The sequence below is a fragment of the Collinsella sp. AF15-51 genome, from assembly GCF_003462845.1.
In the GTDB taxonomy this organism is placed as follows: Bacteria; Actinomycetota; Coriobacteriia; order Coriobacteriales; family Coriobacteriaceae; genus Collinsella.
This window is the reverse complement of record NZ_QRYG01000008.1, coordinates 76,378-95,577: the sequence shown is the minus strand read 5'-3', so window position 1 is coordinate 95,577 and position 19,200 is coordinate 76,378. Positions and strand designations below refer to the sequence as shown.

Genomic DNA, 19,200 nt, shown 5'->3' with positions numbered 1-19,200 from the left:
TTCCGGTTCGACGAACAGCCGATCGTGTCAAATTTGGTCTAACAGAGCCTATTGTTTTGCATCGGCTGTCCAAAGCCTCATAGCCAGACCGCCGTACGCTTTCTTAAGCTATTCGACGATTGGTGCTCCGTGGCCCCAAGAACCTTCCATGCCGCACACGGTCGAGGCAAACCCGGCAGCAAAGTCGAGCGCGCGCTCGATGGCCTCGGCGCCATCCTCACCACGCTTGGCGGAATCGAGATAGCACATCAAAAACGAGGTGAGGAACGAGTCGCCCGCCCCCATGGTGTCCTTCATGTCCGTTACCGGTTTAGCCAGCTGGCGGTAATAACGCTCGCCGTCGTAAGCAATGCAGCCCTCGGCGCCCGCCGTAGCCGACACAAAACGCGGACCCAAGCCCTTCACCCATGCCAGACGCTCGCGGATCTCGTCCTCACTCGCGGCATCCGCCGCACTAAAGAAAGCAAAATCGACGTAGGGCGCAATCTGCTCGTAATACTCGTCGGTGGAGTCATCCGAAAAGTCAAAAGAGACCGTGACGCCCGCGGCCTTCAACTTGGGCAGCTCGCGCTCGGTAAAGCAATAGTTGCCCGAATGAACCACATCGAACTGCTTCATGTACGAAAGGTCAAAGCGATCGAGGACATAGCGCGCATCGCCACGGATACCGCCCTCGTTGGAGCCGAGGAAGACACGGTCACCGTCAACGACGGTCACGCGAGCCGCTCCGTTCTCGCCAATCATCTGCTCGCACTTATCAAGCTCGATACCCTCATCCTCGAGGCTTGCAATGACATGCTCGGCAGCGGCGTCATTGCCAAAAATGCCCATGTATGCGGAGCGTGCTGCACCGCATTTCTTGGCATAAACGGCGAAGTTCACCGCGTTGCCGCCAGGATACATGGTGTGGATATGCTCGTAGCGATCGACGACGTTGTCGCCAAATCCGAGCGCGTTAACGTTAAATGCCATGGCCTTTACCCCTTCTAGTACTCGACAACACCCATATAGCGACGGAAATCGGGATCGTGATCAAACACCTTGCCGCGTGCAGCACGCAGCTCGCAGTTCATGGCGTAGAACAGCACCGGGTCCAGATAGGCACGGACGCTCGCCGGCACGGCTTCCATACCGTACTCCTTGGCATCGAGCACCATCAGCGTATCGGTATGCGTCTTAAGGAACGCCAGAGCGCGCTCGTCCATAGCACGGCACTCGCTGGAGCCCATCTGCAGGAAGTAAAAAACGCCATCCTGAGTAGCCTCGAAGGGGCCATGGAAGTACTCGGCAGAGTGGATGTAGCTGCAGTGCTGCCACTGCATCTCCATAAGAGAGCAGATAGCGAAACCGTAGGTCTGGCTAAAGTTGGGACCGCTGCCCAGAATATAGAAGAACTCGTGCTCCTGGCAAAGCTTGGCAAAACGATCGCCCAGCTCGGCATTTACCTTCTCACGTGCCGGGGGAAGAATCTTATCCATCTCGGCGATACCGGCATACATATCGGCAAGATCGGCGTAGCCCTCCTGCTGATCGAGCAGCTCTGCCGCAAGCGACAGCGAAATGCCAGCGGGGACCTCGGCCTGCGGCACGCCCTCGCCCCATGGGTAGACCCACGTGGTCCACTTGCCGGAGTCGATCTTAGATCCAGCGTTGTCGGTCTGGGCGATCACCGTAGCGCCGGCAGCAAGGGCAATCTCGCAGCCCTCGACGACCTCGGGGGTATTGCCGCTGTGGCTGCAAGCGATGACCAGGGACTTCTCGCCCAGACGACGCGGACGCATAATGTCGAATTCACGCGCGGTATAGATATACGAAGTGAAGGTGGTAGCCTCGCGCTGCAGAAGCTCATGAGCCGGGATCAAATCGATCATGGAGCCACCGCAAGCAATCCAGTAGACGCTGTCGAACTTGCCCTTCTCGGCAATTGCCTCTTTAATCAGATCGTGTGCGTTCATATCCAGTTCCTTTCTTGTTTGGCCCGCAATCAATGACATTGGCTGCGTGGCCGATAGTTGTTTTAGTCAATCAGATATTTCTCGAATGCGGCCATGTTCTTGGCATCTGCTGCTGCCGGGTCATCGTAGTAACGACCATCCGTGATTTCCTGGCCCAGCATGCCGTCGAAACCATGGGCGTTGAGCGTGGCGACGAAGGCGTCCATATCGTGCTTGCCATCGCCCCACACCAGATGGCCATACGGGTCGCCGTCGATAAAGTGCATCTCGTGAATTGCCCCATCACCAAAGGCGGCAAACCAGTCCTCGAGCGTCTCGCCTGCAACGCCCATCGCGGTTGTATCAACCATGGGCTGTAAGTACGGGCTCGCGACCTCGTCAATCATGCGCTTCGCATCGGAAACCGTCGTCACAAGGTTGCTCTCCTCGGGACGCAGGCTTTCCATCGTAAGCACCAGACCGTGCTCGCCGGCATACTCCGCCAGAATGGACAAGTGCTCGCGGCTGCGCTTCCAGGCTTCCTCGCGGTCCTCGTCCCAGTCGCCCCAGCCCGAGTTGATGGACATACGGTCGCACCCAAGTACCTCGGCAAGTTCAATGCCGTGTTTAAAGTACGCCAGGCTGCGCTGTTCATGCAGCGGCTTGCGTGCGCAGTACTGCCAAGGATAGACAACATTCTCGGGGCACAGAGTACGATACCTAAGCCCACGGTCTGCAGCCTTTTTCGCCAGGACCTCAGCCTCAAAGTAGCCCGTATGGTCGAGCGTCACATGCGGCTCTGCACACCACAGCTCAATGGACTCAAAGCCCAAGCGCTGCTGCACATCAAGGAAGTAATCGAGCGACCACATGATGTAGTGGATATTCATGCCCGCAATCTGCTCGCGACGCAGCGCCGGTTTGGATTCAGACATCTTATGCCTCCTTATTTCGATCGAACACGATTTGTCCGTCCGACATCGTCATATCAACCGCAAGATCGCGTGCGTCGCGATAATCGAGGTCGAACACATCCCGATCGAGCACGCAGATATCGGCAAGCTTGCCAACCTCAAGCGTACCCAGCTCGTCTTCGCGCATCAGATCGTACGCGCCCCCGGCAGTCCAAGCGCGCAAGAGCTCGACAAGCGTCAGCGTGTTGACCTCATTCACGGGCAGTCCGTCGGCGAAGAATCCGCCGCACGCGCTGTAGACTGACTCGCCCAGGCTCGGAATCAGCAGTGGCAAATCCGTTCCACAGCACACTGTACATCCGGAATCTTCCATGCCGCGGCGATTCCAGCTGTGCAAAAGTCGCGTCTCGCCAATTTGTCGACGCATCATCGACAGGCAATCCTCGCGCCGGTCCAGCGTCAGAATCTGCGGATAGACCTCGCAAATTCCACCTAACTTGCCAAACTCGACAAGATCGGTCGGGTCAGAGTTCTCGAGATCGGTAATCGCATGGCGGCGAAGCATCCGTCCATGCTCGTCTCGAGGCAGCGAGGCATAGAGCGCCACGGTGCGGCGAACGGCGCCATCGCCCTGGCAATGCAAGGAGTATCGGAAGCCCTCAGCATCAATTGCACGCAGCTCGTTCTCAATCAGATCCCACTCTGGCTCCTCGACGACCGTCTTGCCGGCAGCGCCCGCATCGGCCGTGTCCTCATAGGGGTCAATCATCTCGGCAAGCCCCGCCCATACGCCGCGATCGGTCATACGGTTGAAGCCAGAAAAACGAACGAACGGTCCCCGGAAGCGCTCTCGTGCCTCGCGGGCATATGCCAGATTTGCACCGGCACCCACCGGCTGCGACATCATAGAGACGCGAACCGTCAGCTCACCAGATTCCTCACGGCGAGCCATTTCGTCGGCAAAGCCGTAGTAGTCATCAAACGCCATCTCCTTGATGGCGGTAACGCCGCGCTCGTTAAGCATGCTCATGTAGTCCGAATACCCGGCACGCACCTCGGGCAGCGCGAGGAAATCGCCCATCATGCGCCAGATCTTCTCGGCATAGCACGCCTGGGGTGTAAAGCCGTATCGCGCGCTGGCAGCAGCATTGAGAACGCAGGTCTCCGCTCCCGGTGTAAAGCAGACGACGGGGATATCGCCAAAACAATCGTCAAACACAGCTGCCGTATTTGCGTTCTCGGCATCCGATGCCAACGTTTCGGGTAGGTTGTGGCCAAAAGCCGCCGCGCAATCCGGATGATCTTCTTTCCATGCACGCAAGAGCGACACAGCCTCTTTGGCATCAGCGATGCCGGACAGATCAGACCCCAACATCCGCAGCGCCCAACCTGTATAGAAGGTATGCACATCGATCAGGCCAGGCATGACAGTGCGGTCGCCCAGGTCAACTACCTCGTCCGCCTGGGTCAAATACGAAGCTAGCTCACACTTGGCGCCAACAGCCTCAATTCGATTGCCACGGACCGCTACGAAACCTTCAAACGGCAGGTCCCCCGTACCGGTAAAGACGCTCTTAGACGTCAGGACCGTCAAACGATCAGACATCACAACCACCTACACCGGAAGCATGCCAGAGATTGCCGTTACGATCAGGCCAAAGACGACCATGAAAATGAAGAACTTCCAAATGGTCTTCCACCATTGGCCAAACGAAATCCTAGCCACGGCAAGACCGGCGACCGTCATGCCCGCCACGGGGCTGATGGTGTTGATGGTCTGGTTGGCAAACTGGAGCGCGGTGACGGCCGCCTCGGGATTGAGGCCCATGAGCTCGGTCAGGGGGCCCATAACAGGCATGGTGAGCGCCGCCAGGCCAGAACTCGAGGGAACCAGCAAAGAGAGCAGGCCAAGAACGATATACATAAACGTGGTGTAGACGGCGGCGGGTGCACCGGCAAGCGCAGTAGCGAGCGCCTGGAGGATGGTGTCGATGATCATGCCGCCCTCGGCGATGACCAGAATACCGCGAGCGATACCGATAACGATGGCAGCGTACGCAAAGTCGGCAAGACCCTTAACGAACTCCTCTGCAATCGTCTGCTGGTCAAGACCGCCCAGGATACCGGCAAGCAAGCCCATGCCAAGGAACACGGCGGAAATCTCATTCATGTACCAGCCCTGGGTAACAAGACCCCAGACGATAATGCCCATACCGCAAGCAAAATCGATAAGCACGAGCTTCTGACGGATAGTGAACTCTTCCTCGATGGAGGCATCGGTCACGGAAAACTCAATACGCTTGAGCTTATCGTCCTCGTACACAATGGACGACTCGGGATTTTTCTTGACGCGCATGGCATAGCGCATGGCCCATGCGATACCGACGGCAGTGAAGATGACCCAAGAAACGGCACGCAGCCACAGTTGCGGATTACCCTCGATGCCAATGATGCCTTGGGCGATCAAAACATTAAACGGGTCGATGGTCGAAGCACAATATCCCAAGTTAGGACCAAGGAAGCAGATGATGAATGCCGTCATCGAGTCATAACCGATACCCATCATGATGGGAATGAAGATGGCATAGAACGGCAGGGCTTCCTCAGACATACCAAACGTAGTGCCGCAAATGGACAGCAACGTCATCGTGATGGGAATGATGAGGATGTCCTTGTTCTTGAGCTTTTTAATCACACGGCTCATGCCGGCATTCAAAGCGTTGGTCTTGGTGATGATTGCGAACGATCCGCCAATCAATAAGACGAACGCAACGACGTCGGCAGCCTCTTGGATACCCTTGGTGGGCGCTTGCAGGACCGCGAAGATATCCTGGCCCAGATTGATGGTCTCGCCGGTCTCGGAATCGGTGTAGTTCTTATCGACCTGTTCATAGGTTCCAGCAACGGCGACTTCACGCTCGCCCGCCGCTGTCGAAATCGTCTTGCGCTGGTACTGACCAGAGGGAACGATCCAAGTCAGGACCGCAAAGACAACGATCAGCAAGAACATGATCGTATAGACATGCGGTAATTTGAACTTAAAACGTCTGTTTGTCTTCTTCGCCTTCGTATCTGACATAGATACCTCCAAAGAACTCGAGACTGCATCGCATCTCGCTTCAACGTTTGCACAATGCAAACGTTCTATGACGTCCCATAGATTACCAGCAGCTTTTCTCGTCATCAAGATAATTTCAAACTGATTGCCGCAACGCGGTTGAACGGTTGCGTTTGCGCCGTGAACGGTATGGAGACGCCCGGTGAGATGATCCACCGGGCGTCTCAATTCGCAATGTCCTAGATGTCAAAAACGTAGCGAGACCCAACGATCCGCTGACGACCGATGATAAACGGCCGCCGCTGCTCGTCGAAAAAGAAGGCTTCCATATAAAACAAGGGTTCGCCAACGGGAACTGCCAACAGCCGAGCGACCTCGGGCGACGCGCACGCGATCTCGAGTGTGCACGGGTCGGTAAACGCGGGCGTACGGCCCGTCCGGTTACGCACGAACTCAAAAATGGATTGGTTAGATAGAGGTGCCGTTGATAGATAAGCGTTGTCCTCGTAAACGTATATGTTGTTCTCGAGCATGACGGGGACTCCATCGGCAGTACGCACACGCTCAACGTAAATCAAATCAGTTCCAACGGGAACACCAAAGAACTGCGCTTCGGTGGAATCCGCCGGCAGTATCTTTCTCGAAATGACGCACGCCCCCGGCTCCATTCCGTTAACGCGGCATGCGTCCGAAAAACTCTGGACGTCATCCTTCTGGCGAATCTTGCGCTTAAGCTTGGGGGCATTGACAAACGTGCCTTTCCCCTGCCGCTTCGTTAGATAGCCCTGCTGGACGAGCTCCTCAATAGCGCGTCGCACGGTAACGCGGCCAACTTTATAGCTCTCAGCCAATTCGAATTCATTGGGTATCCGCGCGCCCGCCTTGTAGGCACCGGAGTTAATTTCGTTTTTAATGATATCGATAACCTGTTGGTACAGCGGTATCGCTGCTTTACCGTCAGTTAGCCCTTCAGTCGGTGGCATATACCCTCTCCCAGCACAATTAAGTCTAAAGCGGGCCCAAGGGCATTCAGCAAGCCCTTAAGCCCGCATTAGCATTAAGTATGCTTGCTGCCGCACCAAAATGTCGGGTATTTACTCATCGGACCCGAAAAACGCGCAACTACCGCGCTCCTAAGAAAGCGTGAGCAGCTCCGGCAGCTGGTCGATAATCTTGTCCGCGGCATCTTGGCTAAAGCCGAAGCGTTCCTCGCGCTTGGCAATGACCGTCAGGCCGGCTCGCTTGCCGGCAGTGATGCCGGGCACCGAATCCTCAACGCAGCAGCAGCGATTCGCGGGCAGCCCCAGCAGGTCCAATGCATGCAGGTAGATGTCGGGCTCGGGCTTGCTCTCCTTAAACTGCTCGCCGCTCACCACATACTCAAAGGCATCCGACAGCCCGCATGCGTTGAGCACTTCCTCGATGCTATCCATGGGAGACGAGCTGGCAAGCGCCACGCGAACGCCGCGGCGCGGCAGCTCTCGAATCGTATCCACGGCGCCTGGGTTAATCAAAGCCTGATAGTCGCGCGGACGCTTATGCGCCCATTCGTCCCAACGGGCCAACGCCTCCTCGCCAGTAAAATGCCCCTTACCGGCGCGCTCAAACCAATCGACCAGCATATGCAGAAAGAACTGATGCGAGGTACCGACCTGCCCATTCAGCTCCTCTTGAGTCAGGTTAAGCCCAAGCTCCTTGGCAAACGCGGCAGTCTCGCCCAGGTAGTAATACTCGGTATCGACAATGACACCGTCCATGTCAAAGATAACGGCGTCGAACGGAAATGCGGACACGGCACCCTCCCTAACAAAAGGGCGCCTGTAAGCAGGCGCCCGAACCATGCATTATCGGCGATTCTAGCCCAGCAGCTTATCCAGCGCCACCGCAATACCGTCTTCGTTGTTATTGGCGGTCACCATCTGGGCCACAGCCTTAACCTCATCGACGGCGTTACCCATGGCAACACCGGTGCCGGCCCACTCAATCATGGACTTGTCGTTCTGGCCGTCGCCAAACGAGACGACATCGCTGGCATCGATACCGAGCTTGGGCAGGGCACCCTCGAGCGCGCGGGCCTTGTCGATACCGGGCGCCGTGTACTCAAAGTACCAGTCGGCCGTAAACATGCCCGAAAGCGTCTGCTTAAAGGGCGCATACATCTCCTCGTGATGCGCTTGCAGATAGGCAGGATCGCCCGCAGTAAGTAGCTTGTCCACGGGATAAGCATCAGCGACCTCGTGCAGGCTCTCGACCTCGCGAATCTTAAGATCGCACGCATCGCGCTCATACTTGACGATATTCTTCTGCGAGCCGTCAGGCAGCGTGATCATGCAATGGTACGAGTCCTCGACGTGCAAATCACGACCGAGCGAAATCATAGGGATCACGTCAAAATTACGCAGGTGATCAATCAAGCGATGCAATTCGTCGGCAGGCATAGCCTGATCGAACAGCACCTCATCGGTCTGAGCGTCGACCACATGCGCGCCATTAAAGGCAACTAGCAGACCGTCATGGTTTTGAAGGTCGAGCTCCTGCGCCAAGGCGTGCAGCCCCCATGCGGGACGGCCCGAAGCCAAGATGAGCTTAATGCCCGACTCCTGCGCCGCGAGCAGCTTCTCGCGCGTACGCGGGCTGATGACCTTTTGGTCGTTGGTGAGCGTACCGTCGATATCCATTGCGATGGCTTTGATTGCCATATATGCCTCCCTGTCATTGAGTAACCTTGTCTGAGCCATCATACAGAACACCTACTGCGGCTCTGTCTGCAACGGGTAAAAAGTCATATTGTCCCGAACATGAACGGGACGCCATCTCGGGGCTTAATCGTTCCAGCCTAAACGCCGAGCCACCACATACAAAGCTGGCGACACCAAGCGCGACCGTTCCACGAACCTCGTTTCACCCCGTAGAAAAAATTTCAAAATTAGTCTTGTCAAATCAGCAAAACGAACGTACTTTAAAGATGACCGCTCCGGTGGTCATCGTTTGATCGAGCATATTCAGTTTCAGTTTTCAGCGTGTAAGAGAAAGAAGATCGGCAAAGTACAACCCCAAACGCAATGACAACTTAATGAGGTAACTGCCACATGTGAGGCACCCCGGGCATTGCTGTCTCGATTTTGAGCACGATGCCTTCCGCCTTGCATGGGCCGTCCTATCCCGCCCCTGCAGCAACTGCCTCACGGGCACATTGAAAACCGCATAGCACCCCAACGTCAGCACATCACCCACGGCAAGCACATCACTCACGACAACCAACACATCAACAAACAGCACGAACATCAACCGATTGGAGAAGCTATGACAAACCACCACGCTGAAGACGGCGATAAGAAAAGCATTCTGGATGCCCGCATTGAGCGAGCGTATGCAAACGAATATGACGCCGCCTTTGCCGCCGCGACCATCAAGAACTACGCGTCGCTACCGCTCGCGACGATCTTGGCCGACCACCCTCAACTGCTGAAGCGCTGCACAAAGATCATGGGCGACCCCGACATTCGCAAGCTGACAGACCCCTATGCCCCAAAACGCGACAACGATTCGTACGTTCTTACCGTAGGCTGCCTAGCCCATATGCTTACGGCGCTCGACACGAAACTCAAGCTCGAATGGGAACCCGACGAGCGTCATGAACTCGAAAGCAAGCGGAACACCCTGCGCACCGCACTATTCCTTCCGTTGGACGGCCTCAAGCGCTGCAACGTCGAGCTCAATACACAGGCGCGGCAAAAGCCCGGGACCACAGGGCAGAAAACTCCGAGACCCCATGCAGCCATCGTCGACCGCAACCGATATAACCGCATGACCGCGCACTTTTCCGCCGAGGGAGCAGCCATAAGGACGCTGATCGACCTGCTGTGCCTCCTGAGCATCAACGAGCTATTTGAGGGCTATCTCGCCCTTGTTCCCGCGACGGCACCCAAGTCGGTAGCAAAGATCATCGAGACCTGCAGACGCCAGTTTGAGCGCCATCGCAATGGCAGCGAGATGAACGCCAGCATCGCGCAGTACTACGCGGCTCATTACAAAAATGACGGATGTGCCCCTGTCGAGCATCAGCTGCGGCTCGCCTACACCACGCCCGCCGCAACGCTCCATCGCTTTGGAGCCCTTGGCGCTTGCGAGCCGCACGGACAGGCAGCCTGCCCCACAACCGAGCTCGATCTCAGGCTCGGACGAACCCTGTAGCCCGCCAGCCCCTCCGCGGGCAACAATCCTATTCCACAACACAACCAACAGAAAGGAGTCCCCATGGACACCAATCATTCCCCCATCATCAGCCCCCTCACCATGCGTGAATCCGCCCGAGGTATCACGCTCACCAGCATTTACGATGAGATGCTCGCCCGTCGTGAGCTCTCCGTTATGGGAAATATCGAAACCCCGATGGCCCACGACCTATGCCAGCAGATCCGCCTGCTCGATGCCACCGACCCCAGCCGCCCCATCACCATATTTGTCGCCAGCACCGGCGGAAGCGTGCGATCGGGTCTTGCGATCTATGACGCCATGCGCCTCGCATCGTGCCCCATCCGCACCGTCTGCCTGGAATTCGCCGCGTCCATGGGCGCCATGATCTTTATGGGCGGCGACGATCGCCGTATGGCGCCCCATGCAGAGCTCATGATTCACGACCCGCTGATCCCCCAGGGGGCAGGCGGCTCGGCACTTGCGCTGCAGGAAACCAGCCGGCGTCTCATGCAGACCCGCAAGACCCTCACGCAAATCCTCTCGGACCGCAGCGGCCTCACGCCCAAGCGCATCCAGTCCCTCACTGCAAAAGACACCTACCTTTCGGCCGAGCGCGCCGTCGAGCTCGGCTTTGCCCACGAAATCCTCTCGACCACCAAGGAGGTCGCCCATGTCTAACCTCGCCAGCCGCCTCGCCGCATCTGAGTCCGCATCGTCCACCATCCTCGCCAAGGATCGAACGCTTTCCTGCGACACCCGCCAAACGGGACTCAACAACAATGCACTTGTGATCGGCCCCTCGGGAGCCGGCAAGACCCGAAACGTCCTCAAGCCCAACCTGCTGCAAATGAACGCAAGCTACATCGTGCTCGACACCAAAGGCACGCTCTGTCGCGAAGTGGGACCCGTGCTGGCAGCCCACGGTTACTGCGTGCAATGTCTCAACTTCGCCGACCTCAACACCGTCCCGGCCCTTGCGCCCGGCATCGAGCGCTGCGGCTACAACCCCCTGAAGCACATTCGCTGCAAGGCGGACGGCAGGCCCAACCAGCGGGACATTCTCTCGGTGGCAAAGGCCATCTGCCCCATCGAGGACAACAACCAGCCCTTTTGGGATCATGCGGCGGCAAACCTGCTGTCGTGTCTTATCGCCTACGTCACCGAACAGCTACCCGCCGACGAGCAGACGATCAGCTCGGTCATCAAGCTGATCGAGCACCTGCAGGACGGTGCCACGGGTCGATTGTTTGACGACCTGATCACGACCGACCCCCAAAGCTATGCCCTCTCGCTATGGCGGCGCTACGCCATTACGCAAAATGCCGAGCGCATGCACGCGAGCATCGTCGGCATCCTTGCCGAAAAGGTCATGTGTCTGGGATTCGACGGTGCGGCACAGCTCTATCGTGAGTGCCATCAGGTGGACTTCGCTTCCATGGGACACACCCCCTGCGCCCTGTTTGTAACCGTGAGCGATATCGACCGCAATCTCGATCCGCTGACCGGCCTCTTTATTACGCAGGCGTTTATGGGCCTCATTCGCGAGGCCGATAGGCAGCCCGACGGCAGCCTGCCCGTGCCCGTGCGCTTTATGCTCGATGACTTCGCAAATCTGCAGATCCCCCAGATCGACAACGTGCTCTCGATTATCCGAAGCCGCAACATCTGGGCAACGCTGCTGCTGCAGTCGACCAACCAGCTCGATGCGCTCTATGGTGAGGCACGCGCACGCTCCATCATGGGCAACTGCGACACGCATCTGGTGCTGGCGTTCCAGGATCCCGAGAGTGCCCGGGTGTTTTCCGACCGCGCCGACGCGCTGCCCAGCACGCTCATGGCGACGCCGATCGATCGCTCGTGGCTCTTTGTACGCGGTCGCACTCCCGAACAGGTCGAGCGCTTTAGGCTCGAAGACCATCCGCTCTACGGGGAGCTGCCCGAGGCGCAGCGAGGCCATGCGGAGGCCGAGATCTAGGCGCAGGGTTCTCGCAGCGCGCGGCGCCCCGACGATGTTCCACAAAGGCCGTGCGCCCCGGGACCACGGCAAAGCAAAGGGGCCCGCATCCGATAGGATACGGGCCCCTGACTATAAGGCGCGATGCGTTAACAGCAGCGACTACTTGCGATGCGCGCGGTAGAACTCGATGAGCGCCTGGGTCGAAGCGTCCTGCTCGGCCTTGGCGGCGTCGTCGTGGAAGGCCGGGGTAATCTGCTTGGCAAGCTGCTTGCCCAGCTCGACGCCCCACTGGTCGTAGGAGTCGATGCCCCAGACCGTGCCCTCGACAAACGTAATGTGCTCGTACAGGGCGATGAGCTCGCCGAGCGCGAACGGGGTCAGCGTGTCGCCAAAAATCGAGGTCGTCGGACGGTTGCCCTCAAAGCAGCGGGCCGGGACGATCTGCTCGGGCGTGCCCTCGGCGCGCACCTCATCGGCCGTCTTACCAAAGGCGAGTGCCTTGGTCTGGGCCAGGAAGTTGCCCAGGAACAGCTCGTGGACATCCTGGCCGCTGTCGGTTGCGGGGTTGGCAGTGTTGGCGAAAGCGATAAAGTCGGCCGGGACCACCACGGTGCCCTGGTGCAGCAGCTGGTAGAAGGCGTGCTGACCGTTGGTGCCGGGCTCGCCCCAGAAGATCTCACCGGTGTCGGAGGTCACGGCGCTGCCGTCCCAGCGGACATGCTTGCCGTTGGACTCCATGGTGAGCTGCTGCAGGTAGGCCGGGAAACGGTGCAGGTACTGGCAGTACGGAAGCACGGCATGGCTCTTGGAACCGAAGAAGTTGACGTACCAGACGTTGAGCAGGCCCATCAGCGCGACGGCATTGTTCTCGAGCGGGGTATTGCAGAAGTACTCATCGATAGCATGGAAGCCCTCGAGGAACTGCTGGAAGCGCTCGGGGCCGAGCACGACGATCAGCGACAGGCCCACGGCGGAGTCAACGGAATAACGGCCGCCGACCCAGTTCCAGAAACCGAAGGCGTTGGCGGGGTCGATACCGAAGGCCTCAACCTTCTCGAGTGCGGTGGAGACAGCGACGAAGTGCTTTGCCACGGCCTCGGCGTTCTGCTCATCGGAGCCGTCGATGGCGCCCTGAGCCTTGAGCTGCTCGAGCATCCAGGTCTTGACCTCGCGGGCGTTGGTGAGGGTCTCGAGCGTGGTGAAGGTCTTGGAGACGATGATCACAAGCGTGGTCTCGGGGTCCAGGCCCTTGAGCTTCTCTGCCTGATCGTTGGGGTCGATGTTGGAGATGTAGCGGCAATCGATACCGGCGTCGGCATAGGGACGCAGGGCCTCGTACGCCATGACCGGGCCCAGGTCGGAGCCGCCGATGCCAATGGACACCAGGTGCTCGATCTTCTTGCCGGTAACGCCCTTCCACTCACCGGAGCGCACACGCTCGGCGAAGGCGTACATGCGGTCGAGGACCTCGTGCACGTCGGCGACAACGTCCTGGCCGTCGACGACGAGCTGCCCCTTCTCGCTAGCCGGGCGGCGCAGCGCGGTGTGCAGGACGGCACGGTCCTCGGTGGTGTTGATGTGCTCGCCGGAGAACATGGCGTCACGGCGCTCCTCGAGCTTCACCTCGCGGGCAAGATCGCACAGCAGCTTGACGGTCTCGTCGGTCACCAGGTTCTTGGACAGGTCGAAGTGCAGGTCACCGGCGTCAAAGCTCAGCTTGTTCACACGCTCGGGATCGGCGGCGAACCAGGCCTTGAGGTCGATACCCTCGGCCTCGAGCTTCTCCTGATGAGCCTCGAGCGCCTTCCAAGCGTCAGTCGACGTAGCATCGATAGGTGCGGCAACAGTTGCCATAGAGTCCTCCTCAGCATACGGGCGCACGCCTCCATGCGCCCGGACATTCAGATGCCACTATTCTAGCGCAGGTCAAGACTATAATCAGCGAGCGTTGCCAATCGGCCCCCAAACGGCAACCGACCAAAAAGGGACAGGTTTTGACGATGTCCGCGCAAGCCGGTATTATCGAACATGTATTCGATAAGAACATGTGTTTGATGGGAGGACGCGTGGGGCACGAGCGTCACACCTACATCTGCATCGACCTTAAGACGTTCTATGCCAGCGTCGAGTGCGTCGACCGAGGCCTCGACCCCCTCACTACGCGCCTGGTCGTTGCCGACGAATCGCGCGGACGAACGACCATCTGTCTCGCCATCACGCAGGCTATGAAGGACCTCGGAATACACAACCGCTGCCGTCTGTTCGAGATTCCCGACGGTATCGACTACATCAAGGCCGTACCGCGCATGCAGCACTACATGGAGGTGTCGGCGCAAATCTACGGTATCTATCTGGAATTCGTCAGCCCACAGGACGTGCACGTCTACTCCATCGACGAATGCTTTATCGACGTGACGCCCTATCTGGACCTCTATCACACCGACGCTGAAGGCTTCGCCTGCATGTTGCGCGACGAGGTCCTGGCGCGCACCGGCATCACGGCAACGGTTGGCATCGGCCCCAACCTATTCCAGGCCAAGGTGGCACTCGACATTACCGCCAAGCACGTACCCAGCCGCATCGGCATACTCGATGACGAGACCTTTCGCAAGGAGATCTGGCCCCATCGCCCCATCACCGACATCTGGGGCATTGGGCCCGGCGTGGCAGCACGACTCGAAAAATACGGCGTCTACGATCTGATGGGCGTCGCGGCGCTCGACGAAAACCTGCTCTACGACGAGCTCGGCGTCAATGCCGAGTATCTTATCGACCACGCCTTTGGGCGCGAGCCGACAACTATCGCCGATATTCAGGCCTATCGCCCGCAGGCAACCTCAACTACCACAGGACAGGTGCTCTCGAAAGGCTATGCCTATGAACAGGCCTACACCGTCTTGCGCGAGATGGTCGACAACGCTGTGCTGGACTTAGTCGATAAGCACGTGGTGTGCAACAGTATCTCGCTCTTTGTAGGCTACGCGAGCGAGCGCGCCGACATACGCCGCCTCGACGCCAGCGGCACAGCACAATATGTAGACGGATGCGGGCATTTGCGTTCGAGCACGTCGAGCATCGAACCCGCCGCAACCGACGGCCCCGAGCTCACGCCCCGCGCGCCCAAGCCCGTCCAACGCGACGACGAACGCCGACGTTTGGTGCGAGAGGCACAGGCGATTGACGGCATCTTTGTGGGCGAACACGGCGGCAAGCCGCGTGGTGGCTATGCCGCGCTCTTTGCGCACTCCAACGCCTCGCGCAAGCTGCCCGAGCGCACCAATTCGTTTAAGAAGATCATGGGCTATTTCGATGAGCTCTGGGCGCAGACTGTCGATCCCAAACGACCGGTCAAGCGCATCAACCTGGGATTTGGCAACCTCATGCCCGAGGAATTTACCACTATCGACCTGTTCAGCGATGTTAAGGCCGATGAGCGCGAGCGCGACCTGGCGCGCGCTGTCCTGGCCGTGAAGGGCAAGTACGGCAAGAACGCGCTCGTCAAGGGATTAAGCTTCACCGCCGGCGCCACCGCACGCGAACGCAACGATCAGGTAGGAGGACATCGTGCCTAAGTCCCAACAACAGCCGATGCGGCCACCGACGCCTTTTGAACGTCTAGCGGACCCCGAGGGAAGACGTCGCTCCTCCGACCCCAAGCTCACCGCCAACGGCGCCGTCCGCGCCGGCCGTGCCGCGCAGTTTATGCCCTTTGCCGCCCTCACGGGATACTACGAGCTCGTGCGCAAACAAGAAATCACTGTTGAGCCCAAATGCGAACTCACGGAAGAAAAAGCCCTCGAGCTTTCGAAAAAGCTCGAGGGCCTCAAACGCGGCGACTTGGTGCGCGTCACCTATTACGATATGTACGGCTATCGTAGCCGCACGGGCATCCTCGACGAAGTGTTACCCGCATTCAAGCTGCTCAAACTCAGGGATATCGCCATCAACTTCGACGACATCCAAGGCATCGAGCTGCGTGGTCGAGCCTAGCGACGAGAACGCTTGCGCAAGACGAGAGCAATGCCAAGCACTGCGGCAGCTGCAACCAGCAATCCCAAGACCAGCGTGAGGGTCGAGTCGCCAGCGTGAGGCAGCGAGCCGTCCTTCGGAGTCTTCTTAGTGGTCGTCGAAACGGTCGTCGTGGTGCTGCTCGACTGGCCGTTGCCGCCCGTCTGGCTGCCACCAGGCTGATCGCCGCCACCCGGCTGCGAAGGATTTGTGGGTTCCGTCGGATCCGGAGTACCGGGATCAATCGGATTCTCAGAATTCTCCTTGCGCTGGATCCAAACCTGGCAGCCATTGAACGGGTTGGCGGTACCGAGGCACAGACCCTGGTTGGTCACCGCAAAGGTGCGCAGACCATGGTTATACGGATCGTTAAAGCCATTGGTCGTCAGCGTCGTAAAGTTCACGCCGTCCTCGGTCACATACATATCAAAGCCACGCTCGGCATTGCGAAGGTAAGACATGCACGTAAGGACACTCTGCAGTTTCTTGAGGTTCTCCTTACTCAGCAGCTTATCGAGCGCATCCTGAATATCGCCCGGCAGCTCGGTGCCATAGGCATCCTCGTACTGCTGCTTCAGGCTCTCATAGCTATCGAGCATGTCCTGATACTGGTCGGCAAAGGACTTGAAGTACGCGATCTCGCCATCGATCTTCTGGACGTAAGCGGCGTCGTCCTCAACGTCCTGGGACATCGTCGCGGCCTGATCGCAAAGGTCGCCCGCGGAATCCTCCAGCGCATCGCTCAGGTCGCCAAAGCCCTTAGCGACCTCGGTCTTCTCGTCATCGGCCTCGACGGCCTCAGCCTTCTCGTCATCGACCTCGACGGCCTCGTTTGAATCATCGTCCGCAAGCGTGTTCACGGGAACGATGGGGTCGTCAGGCGATTTCTTGTCGAGCAGGTGATCGAGCAGGTCCCTAAGGCGCTGAACCTGAGAGTTCCACTCCTCGGGCGTCATATCGATAATGTCGCCATTGGAGAACTGGCCGATCGGCTCAAGCAGGCTCGCGGTATCAAAGGTACCGATATACAGCTTGCCGTCGAACTTCTGCATGCGCCAAATGTACTGGTTCTCGTTTCGGCCAAAGCCCGAAGCCAGGCCGGAAATACCGCCCTCGGGGAACATGTCGGTGGGATCGCCAACAACGAGCTCCATGTTCTCGTTCTTGTCCATGCGATAGATGTTGACCGACTGCTCAAGATTGGCATTCACAAACGAGCAGTCAACGCCGCCCATGCCGCTCTTGCCGCCCTCTTCGGTGTTGGATTTGTTGAACAGGATGCGCTCGAGGGCAATCTCCTCGTCGTTATATTCACCGATATAGAGGTAGTCGTTGTAGACGATGAGGTTGGCAGCGCCAGAACGGGTGCGGGCAGGATCGATGCCAAAGCAGTACTTTGCACCGTCCGTCTCCTGATCGCCAACAATGGGAGTCCACGAATAGCTGCCGTCGGCGTTCTTGTCGCCACGGACCATGGCGAACGACTGCATGGAATTATCATCGGGAGCGTTCTCAGGCGTACCGGTGCAAATGGTCGCATAGAGATGGCCATTGTACGAGACCATATCCCAAATGGCACCGCCGTAGATGCTGTCCTGATAGCGAATCGCCGGATAGTTAAACAGCCTTGATTCTCATCTTCATTGCAACAGCCTCAGGACTCAGCGCAACGCGTTGCGCTGAGTCCTGAGTCGCGAATCCGGGTAGGCAACCCCAGAGGGGCCGGAATCCCCCGGCCCGCGATGGAGGGAGGCCGAAATGTCCAGACCCAAGCCGTCCGGGAGGTCGTACGGGAGGCTCACGAGGCACGAGAGGAACACGGTCGAGAGGATGCTCGACCGCAACCGCAGCGCCCGCGATATCGCCGCGGAGCTCGGCAGGTCGCCCTCGACCGTGACCAGGGAGGTCGCGGCGCACCGCTACGTCACCGCGCCGCGCTCGCGCTACGGCGAGCCCGCGCCCGCGGACCTCTCGGGGGCCTGCCCCAGGCTCTCCGCGTGGCCGAGGTGCTGCAACGGCTGCTCGCACAGGAGGGGCTACGGCTGCTCGAGGAGGCCCAGGGTGTTCTACAGCGCCAGGAGGGCGCAGGAGGCGGCCGACGCCGAGCTCTCGGCGAGCAGGTCCGGGATCGACGAGACCGAGGAGGGCGCCGCCGCCAAGCTCGCGGCCATCAGGGACGGGCTCGCGCGCGGGCTCTCCCCGCAGCAGATAGCGGCGACGACCCCCGGGCTCAGCGCCTCCACCGTCTACAGGTGGGTGGACGCCGGCTACGACGGCATGACGAACATGGAGCTCAGGCGCAAGGTCGGCTACAGGCCGAGGTCGCGCCGGGCCCCGGGGAGGGCGACGTCCCACTCGTCGCGCAGGTCGCACGCGTCGTTCCTCGCGCTCGGAGAGGACGCCTGCGCCGCGGCCTGGGAGATGGACACCGTCGAGGGCCCCAGGGGCGACTCCGCCAGGCTCCTCACGCTCCTGCACCGCCCGAGCCGCTTCCAGCTGGCCCTGCCGCTGCCGGACGGCACGTGCGCCTCGGTCCTGGCGGCGCTCTCCTCCCTGCGCGGGGTCCTCGGCGAGGACGGCGCGAGGCGCGCCTTCGGCGCCGTGCTCACCGACAACGGGAGCGAGTTCGCCGACGAGGGCGCCATCGCGGCGCTGATCGGCGAGCGGGACGGCGAGACCAGGCTCTTCTACTGCGACCCCCGGCAGAGCCAGCAGAAGGGCGCGTGCGAGAAGAACCACGTGGAGATCAGGAAGCTGCTGCCCAAGGGCGCCGGGGCCAGGTTCGACCGGCTGACGGCGGCGGACTGCGCGCTGCTCATGTCGCAGGTGAACTCCGAGCCGAGGGGGGCGCTCGGGTTCCTGACGCCGGCGCGCGTGCTGCGGATGGCCCTCGGGGAGGACGCCTCCGCCCTCATGGACGCGTTCGGGATAGAGGAGCTGGCGCCCGGCGAGCTCGACCTCACGCCCGGCTGCATCGACAGGGCCAGGGCCGCGAGGGGCGAGGGGCCGCTGGCGGGATAGGCGGCGGGCCGGGACATGGGCCGGAGGGCCCGTTGCGCTGAGTCCGGAACGGCTGCGCGGCGGGCTGGCGGAGCATGCGGCGGCGGCATGGGGGCACCGGCCTCCATAGCC

At 59.5% G+C, this 19,200-nt stretch carries 16 protein-coding genes; 6 read left to right on the top strand and 10 right to left on the bottom strand.

The genetic code is table 11. The annotated features are described in order from the left end of the window. Window positions 1-108: 108 nt before the first annotated feature. From DWW51_RS05615 to DWW51_RS05580, 8 genes are all read right to left on the bottom strand, one after another. Window positions 109-972: a PfkB family carbohydrate kinase gene (locus DWW51_RS05615; protein WP_035138847.1), complete on the bottom strand. Its 864-nt coding sequence runs from the start codon at window positions 970-972 to the stop codon at window positions 109-111. A gap of 14 nt (window positions 973-986) precedes the next feature. Next, complete coding sequence (locus tag DWW51_RS05610; RefSeq protein ID WP_022094440.1) at window positions 987-1,955, bottom strand: SIS domain-containing protein; 969 nt, start codon at window positions 1,953-1,955, stop codon at window positions 987-989. A 62-nt stretch (window positions 1,956-2,017) separates the two neighbouring features. Continuing rightward, complete coding sequence (locus DWW51_RS05605; RefSeq protein ID WP_117773793.1) at window positions 2,018-2,869, bottom strand: sugar phosphate isomerase/epimerase; 852 nt, start codon at window positions 2,867-2,869, stop codon at window positions 2,018-2,020. A gap of 1 nt (window position 2,870) precedes the next feature. Continuing rightward, window positions 2,871-4,454: an amidohydrolase gene (locus DWW51_RS05600; RefSeq protein WP_117773792.1), complete on the bottom strand. Its 1,584-nt coding sequence runs from the start codon at window positions 4,452-4,454 to the stop codon at window positions 2,871-2,873. A 9-nt stretch (window positions 4,455-4,463) separates the two neighbouring features. Next, window positions 4,464-5,927 (bottom strand): YfcC family protein, encoded by a 1,464-nt coding sequence (locus tag DWW51_RS05595; protein WP_006234363.1) that lies wholly within the window; start codon window positions 5,925-5,927, stop codon window positions 4,464-4,466. 218 nt (window positions 5,928-6,145) lie between these two features. Further along, the gene (locus DWW51_RS05590; protein WP_117773791.1) at window positions 6,146-6,889 is read right to left on the bottom strand and encodes a GntR family transcriptional regulator; all 744 of its coding nucleotides are present in this window, start codon (window positions 6,887-6,889) and stop codon (window positions 6,146-6,148) included. Window positions 6,890-7,039: 150 nt separating this feature from the next. Further along, window positions 7,040-7,699: an HAD family phosphatase gene (locus DWW51_RS05585; RefSeq protein ID WP_328291069.1), complete on the bottom strand. Its 660-nt coding sequence runs from the start codon at window positions 7,697-7,699 to the stop codon at window positions 7,040-7,042. 63 nt (window positions 7,700-7,762) lie between these two features. Next, window positions 7,763-8,605, bottom strand: a complete 843-nt coding sequence (locus DWW51_RS05580; protein WP_117773789.1) for a Cof-type HAD-IIB family hydrolase — start codon at window positions 8,603-8,605, stop codon at window positions 7,763-7,765. A 604-nt stretch (window positions 8,606-9,209) separates the two neighbouring features. Between DWW51_RS05580 and DWW51_RS05575 the strand changes: the two genes are divergently transcribed. The 3 genes from DWW51_RS05575 (at window position 9,210) to DWW51_RS05565 (ending at window position 12,078) form a co-directional block, all read left to right on the top strand. Continuing rightward, the gene (locus DWW51_RS05575) at window positions 9,210-10,100 is read left to right on the top strand and encodes a hypothetical protein (RefSeq protein WP_117773788.1); all 891 of its coding nucleotides are present in this window, start codon (window positions 9,210-9,212) and stop codon (window positions 10,098-10,100) included. 63 nt (window positions 10,101-10,163) lie between these two features. Further along, complete coding sequence (locus DWW51_RS05570) at window positions 10,164-10,781, top strand: ATP-dependent Clp protease proteolytic subunit (protein WP_117773787.1); 618 nt, start codon at window positions 10,164-10,166, stop codon at window positions 10,779-10,781. Beyond that, window positions 10,774-12,078, top strand: coding sequence for a VirD4-like conjugal transfer protein, CD1115 family (locus tag DWW51_RS05565; RefSeq protein WP_117773786.1), 1,305 nt, complete (start codon window positions 10,774-10,776; stop codon window positions 12,076-12,078). Before DWW51_RS05570 ends, DWW51_RS05565 begins: the two co-directional genes overlap by 8 nt. Window positions 12,079-12,219: 141 nt before the next feature. Here DWW51_RS05565 and pgi read toward each other — a convergent pair whose 3' ends face one another. Beyond that, the gene (pgi, locus tag DWW51_RS05560; RefSeq protein ID WP_117773785.1) at window positions 12,220-13,914 is read right to left on the bottom strand and encodes a glucose-6-phosphate isomerase; all 1,695 of its coding nucleotides are present in this window, start codon (window positions 13,912-13,914) and stop codon (window positions 12,220-12,222) included. 146 nt (window positions 13,915-14,060) lie between these two features. On the opposite strand from pgi, the gene DWW51_RS05555 reads away from it, so the two are divergent. Both DWW51_RS05555 and DWW51_RS05550 read left to right on the top strand, forming a co-directional pair. Beyond that, entirely contained in the window at window positions 14,061-15,632 is a 1,572-nt protein-coding gene (locus tag DWW51_RS05555) for a DNA repair protein (protein ID WP_117773784.1), read from the top strand. Further along, entirely contained in the window at window positions 15,625-16,050 is a 426-nt protein-coding gene (locus DWW51_RS05550) for a hypothetical protein (protein WP_231501584.1), read from the top strand. Before DWW51_RS05555 ends, DWW51_RS05550 begins: the two co-directional genes overlap by 8 nt. Here DWW51_RS05550 and DWW51_RS05545 read toward each other — a convergent pair. Continuing rightward, window positions 16,047-17,633, bottom strand: a complete 1,587-nt coding sequence (locus tag DWW51_RS05545) for a hypothetical protein (protein WP_117773782.1) — start codon at window positions 17,631-17,633, stop codon at window positions 16,047-16,049. The genes DWW51_RS05550 and DWW51_RS05545 overlap by 4 nt on opposite strands. A gap of 193 nt (window positions 17,634-17,826) precedes the next feature. On the opposite strand from DWW51_RS05545, the gene DWW51_RS05540 reads away from it, so the two are divergent. After that, on the top strand, window positions 17,827-19,089 hold the full coding sequence (locus tag DWW51_RS05540; protein ID WP_117773781.1) for an IS30 family transposase: 1,263 nt from the start codon (window positions 17,827-17,829) through the stop codon (window positions 19,087-19,089). Window positions 19,090-19,200: the final 111 nt, after the last annotated feature.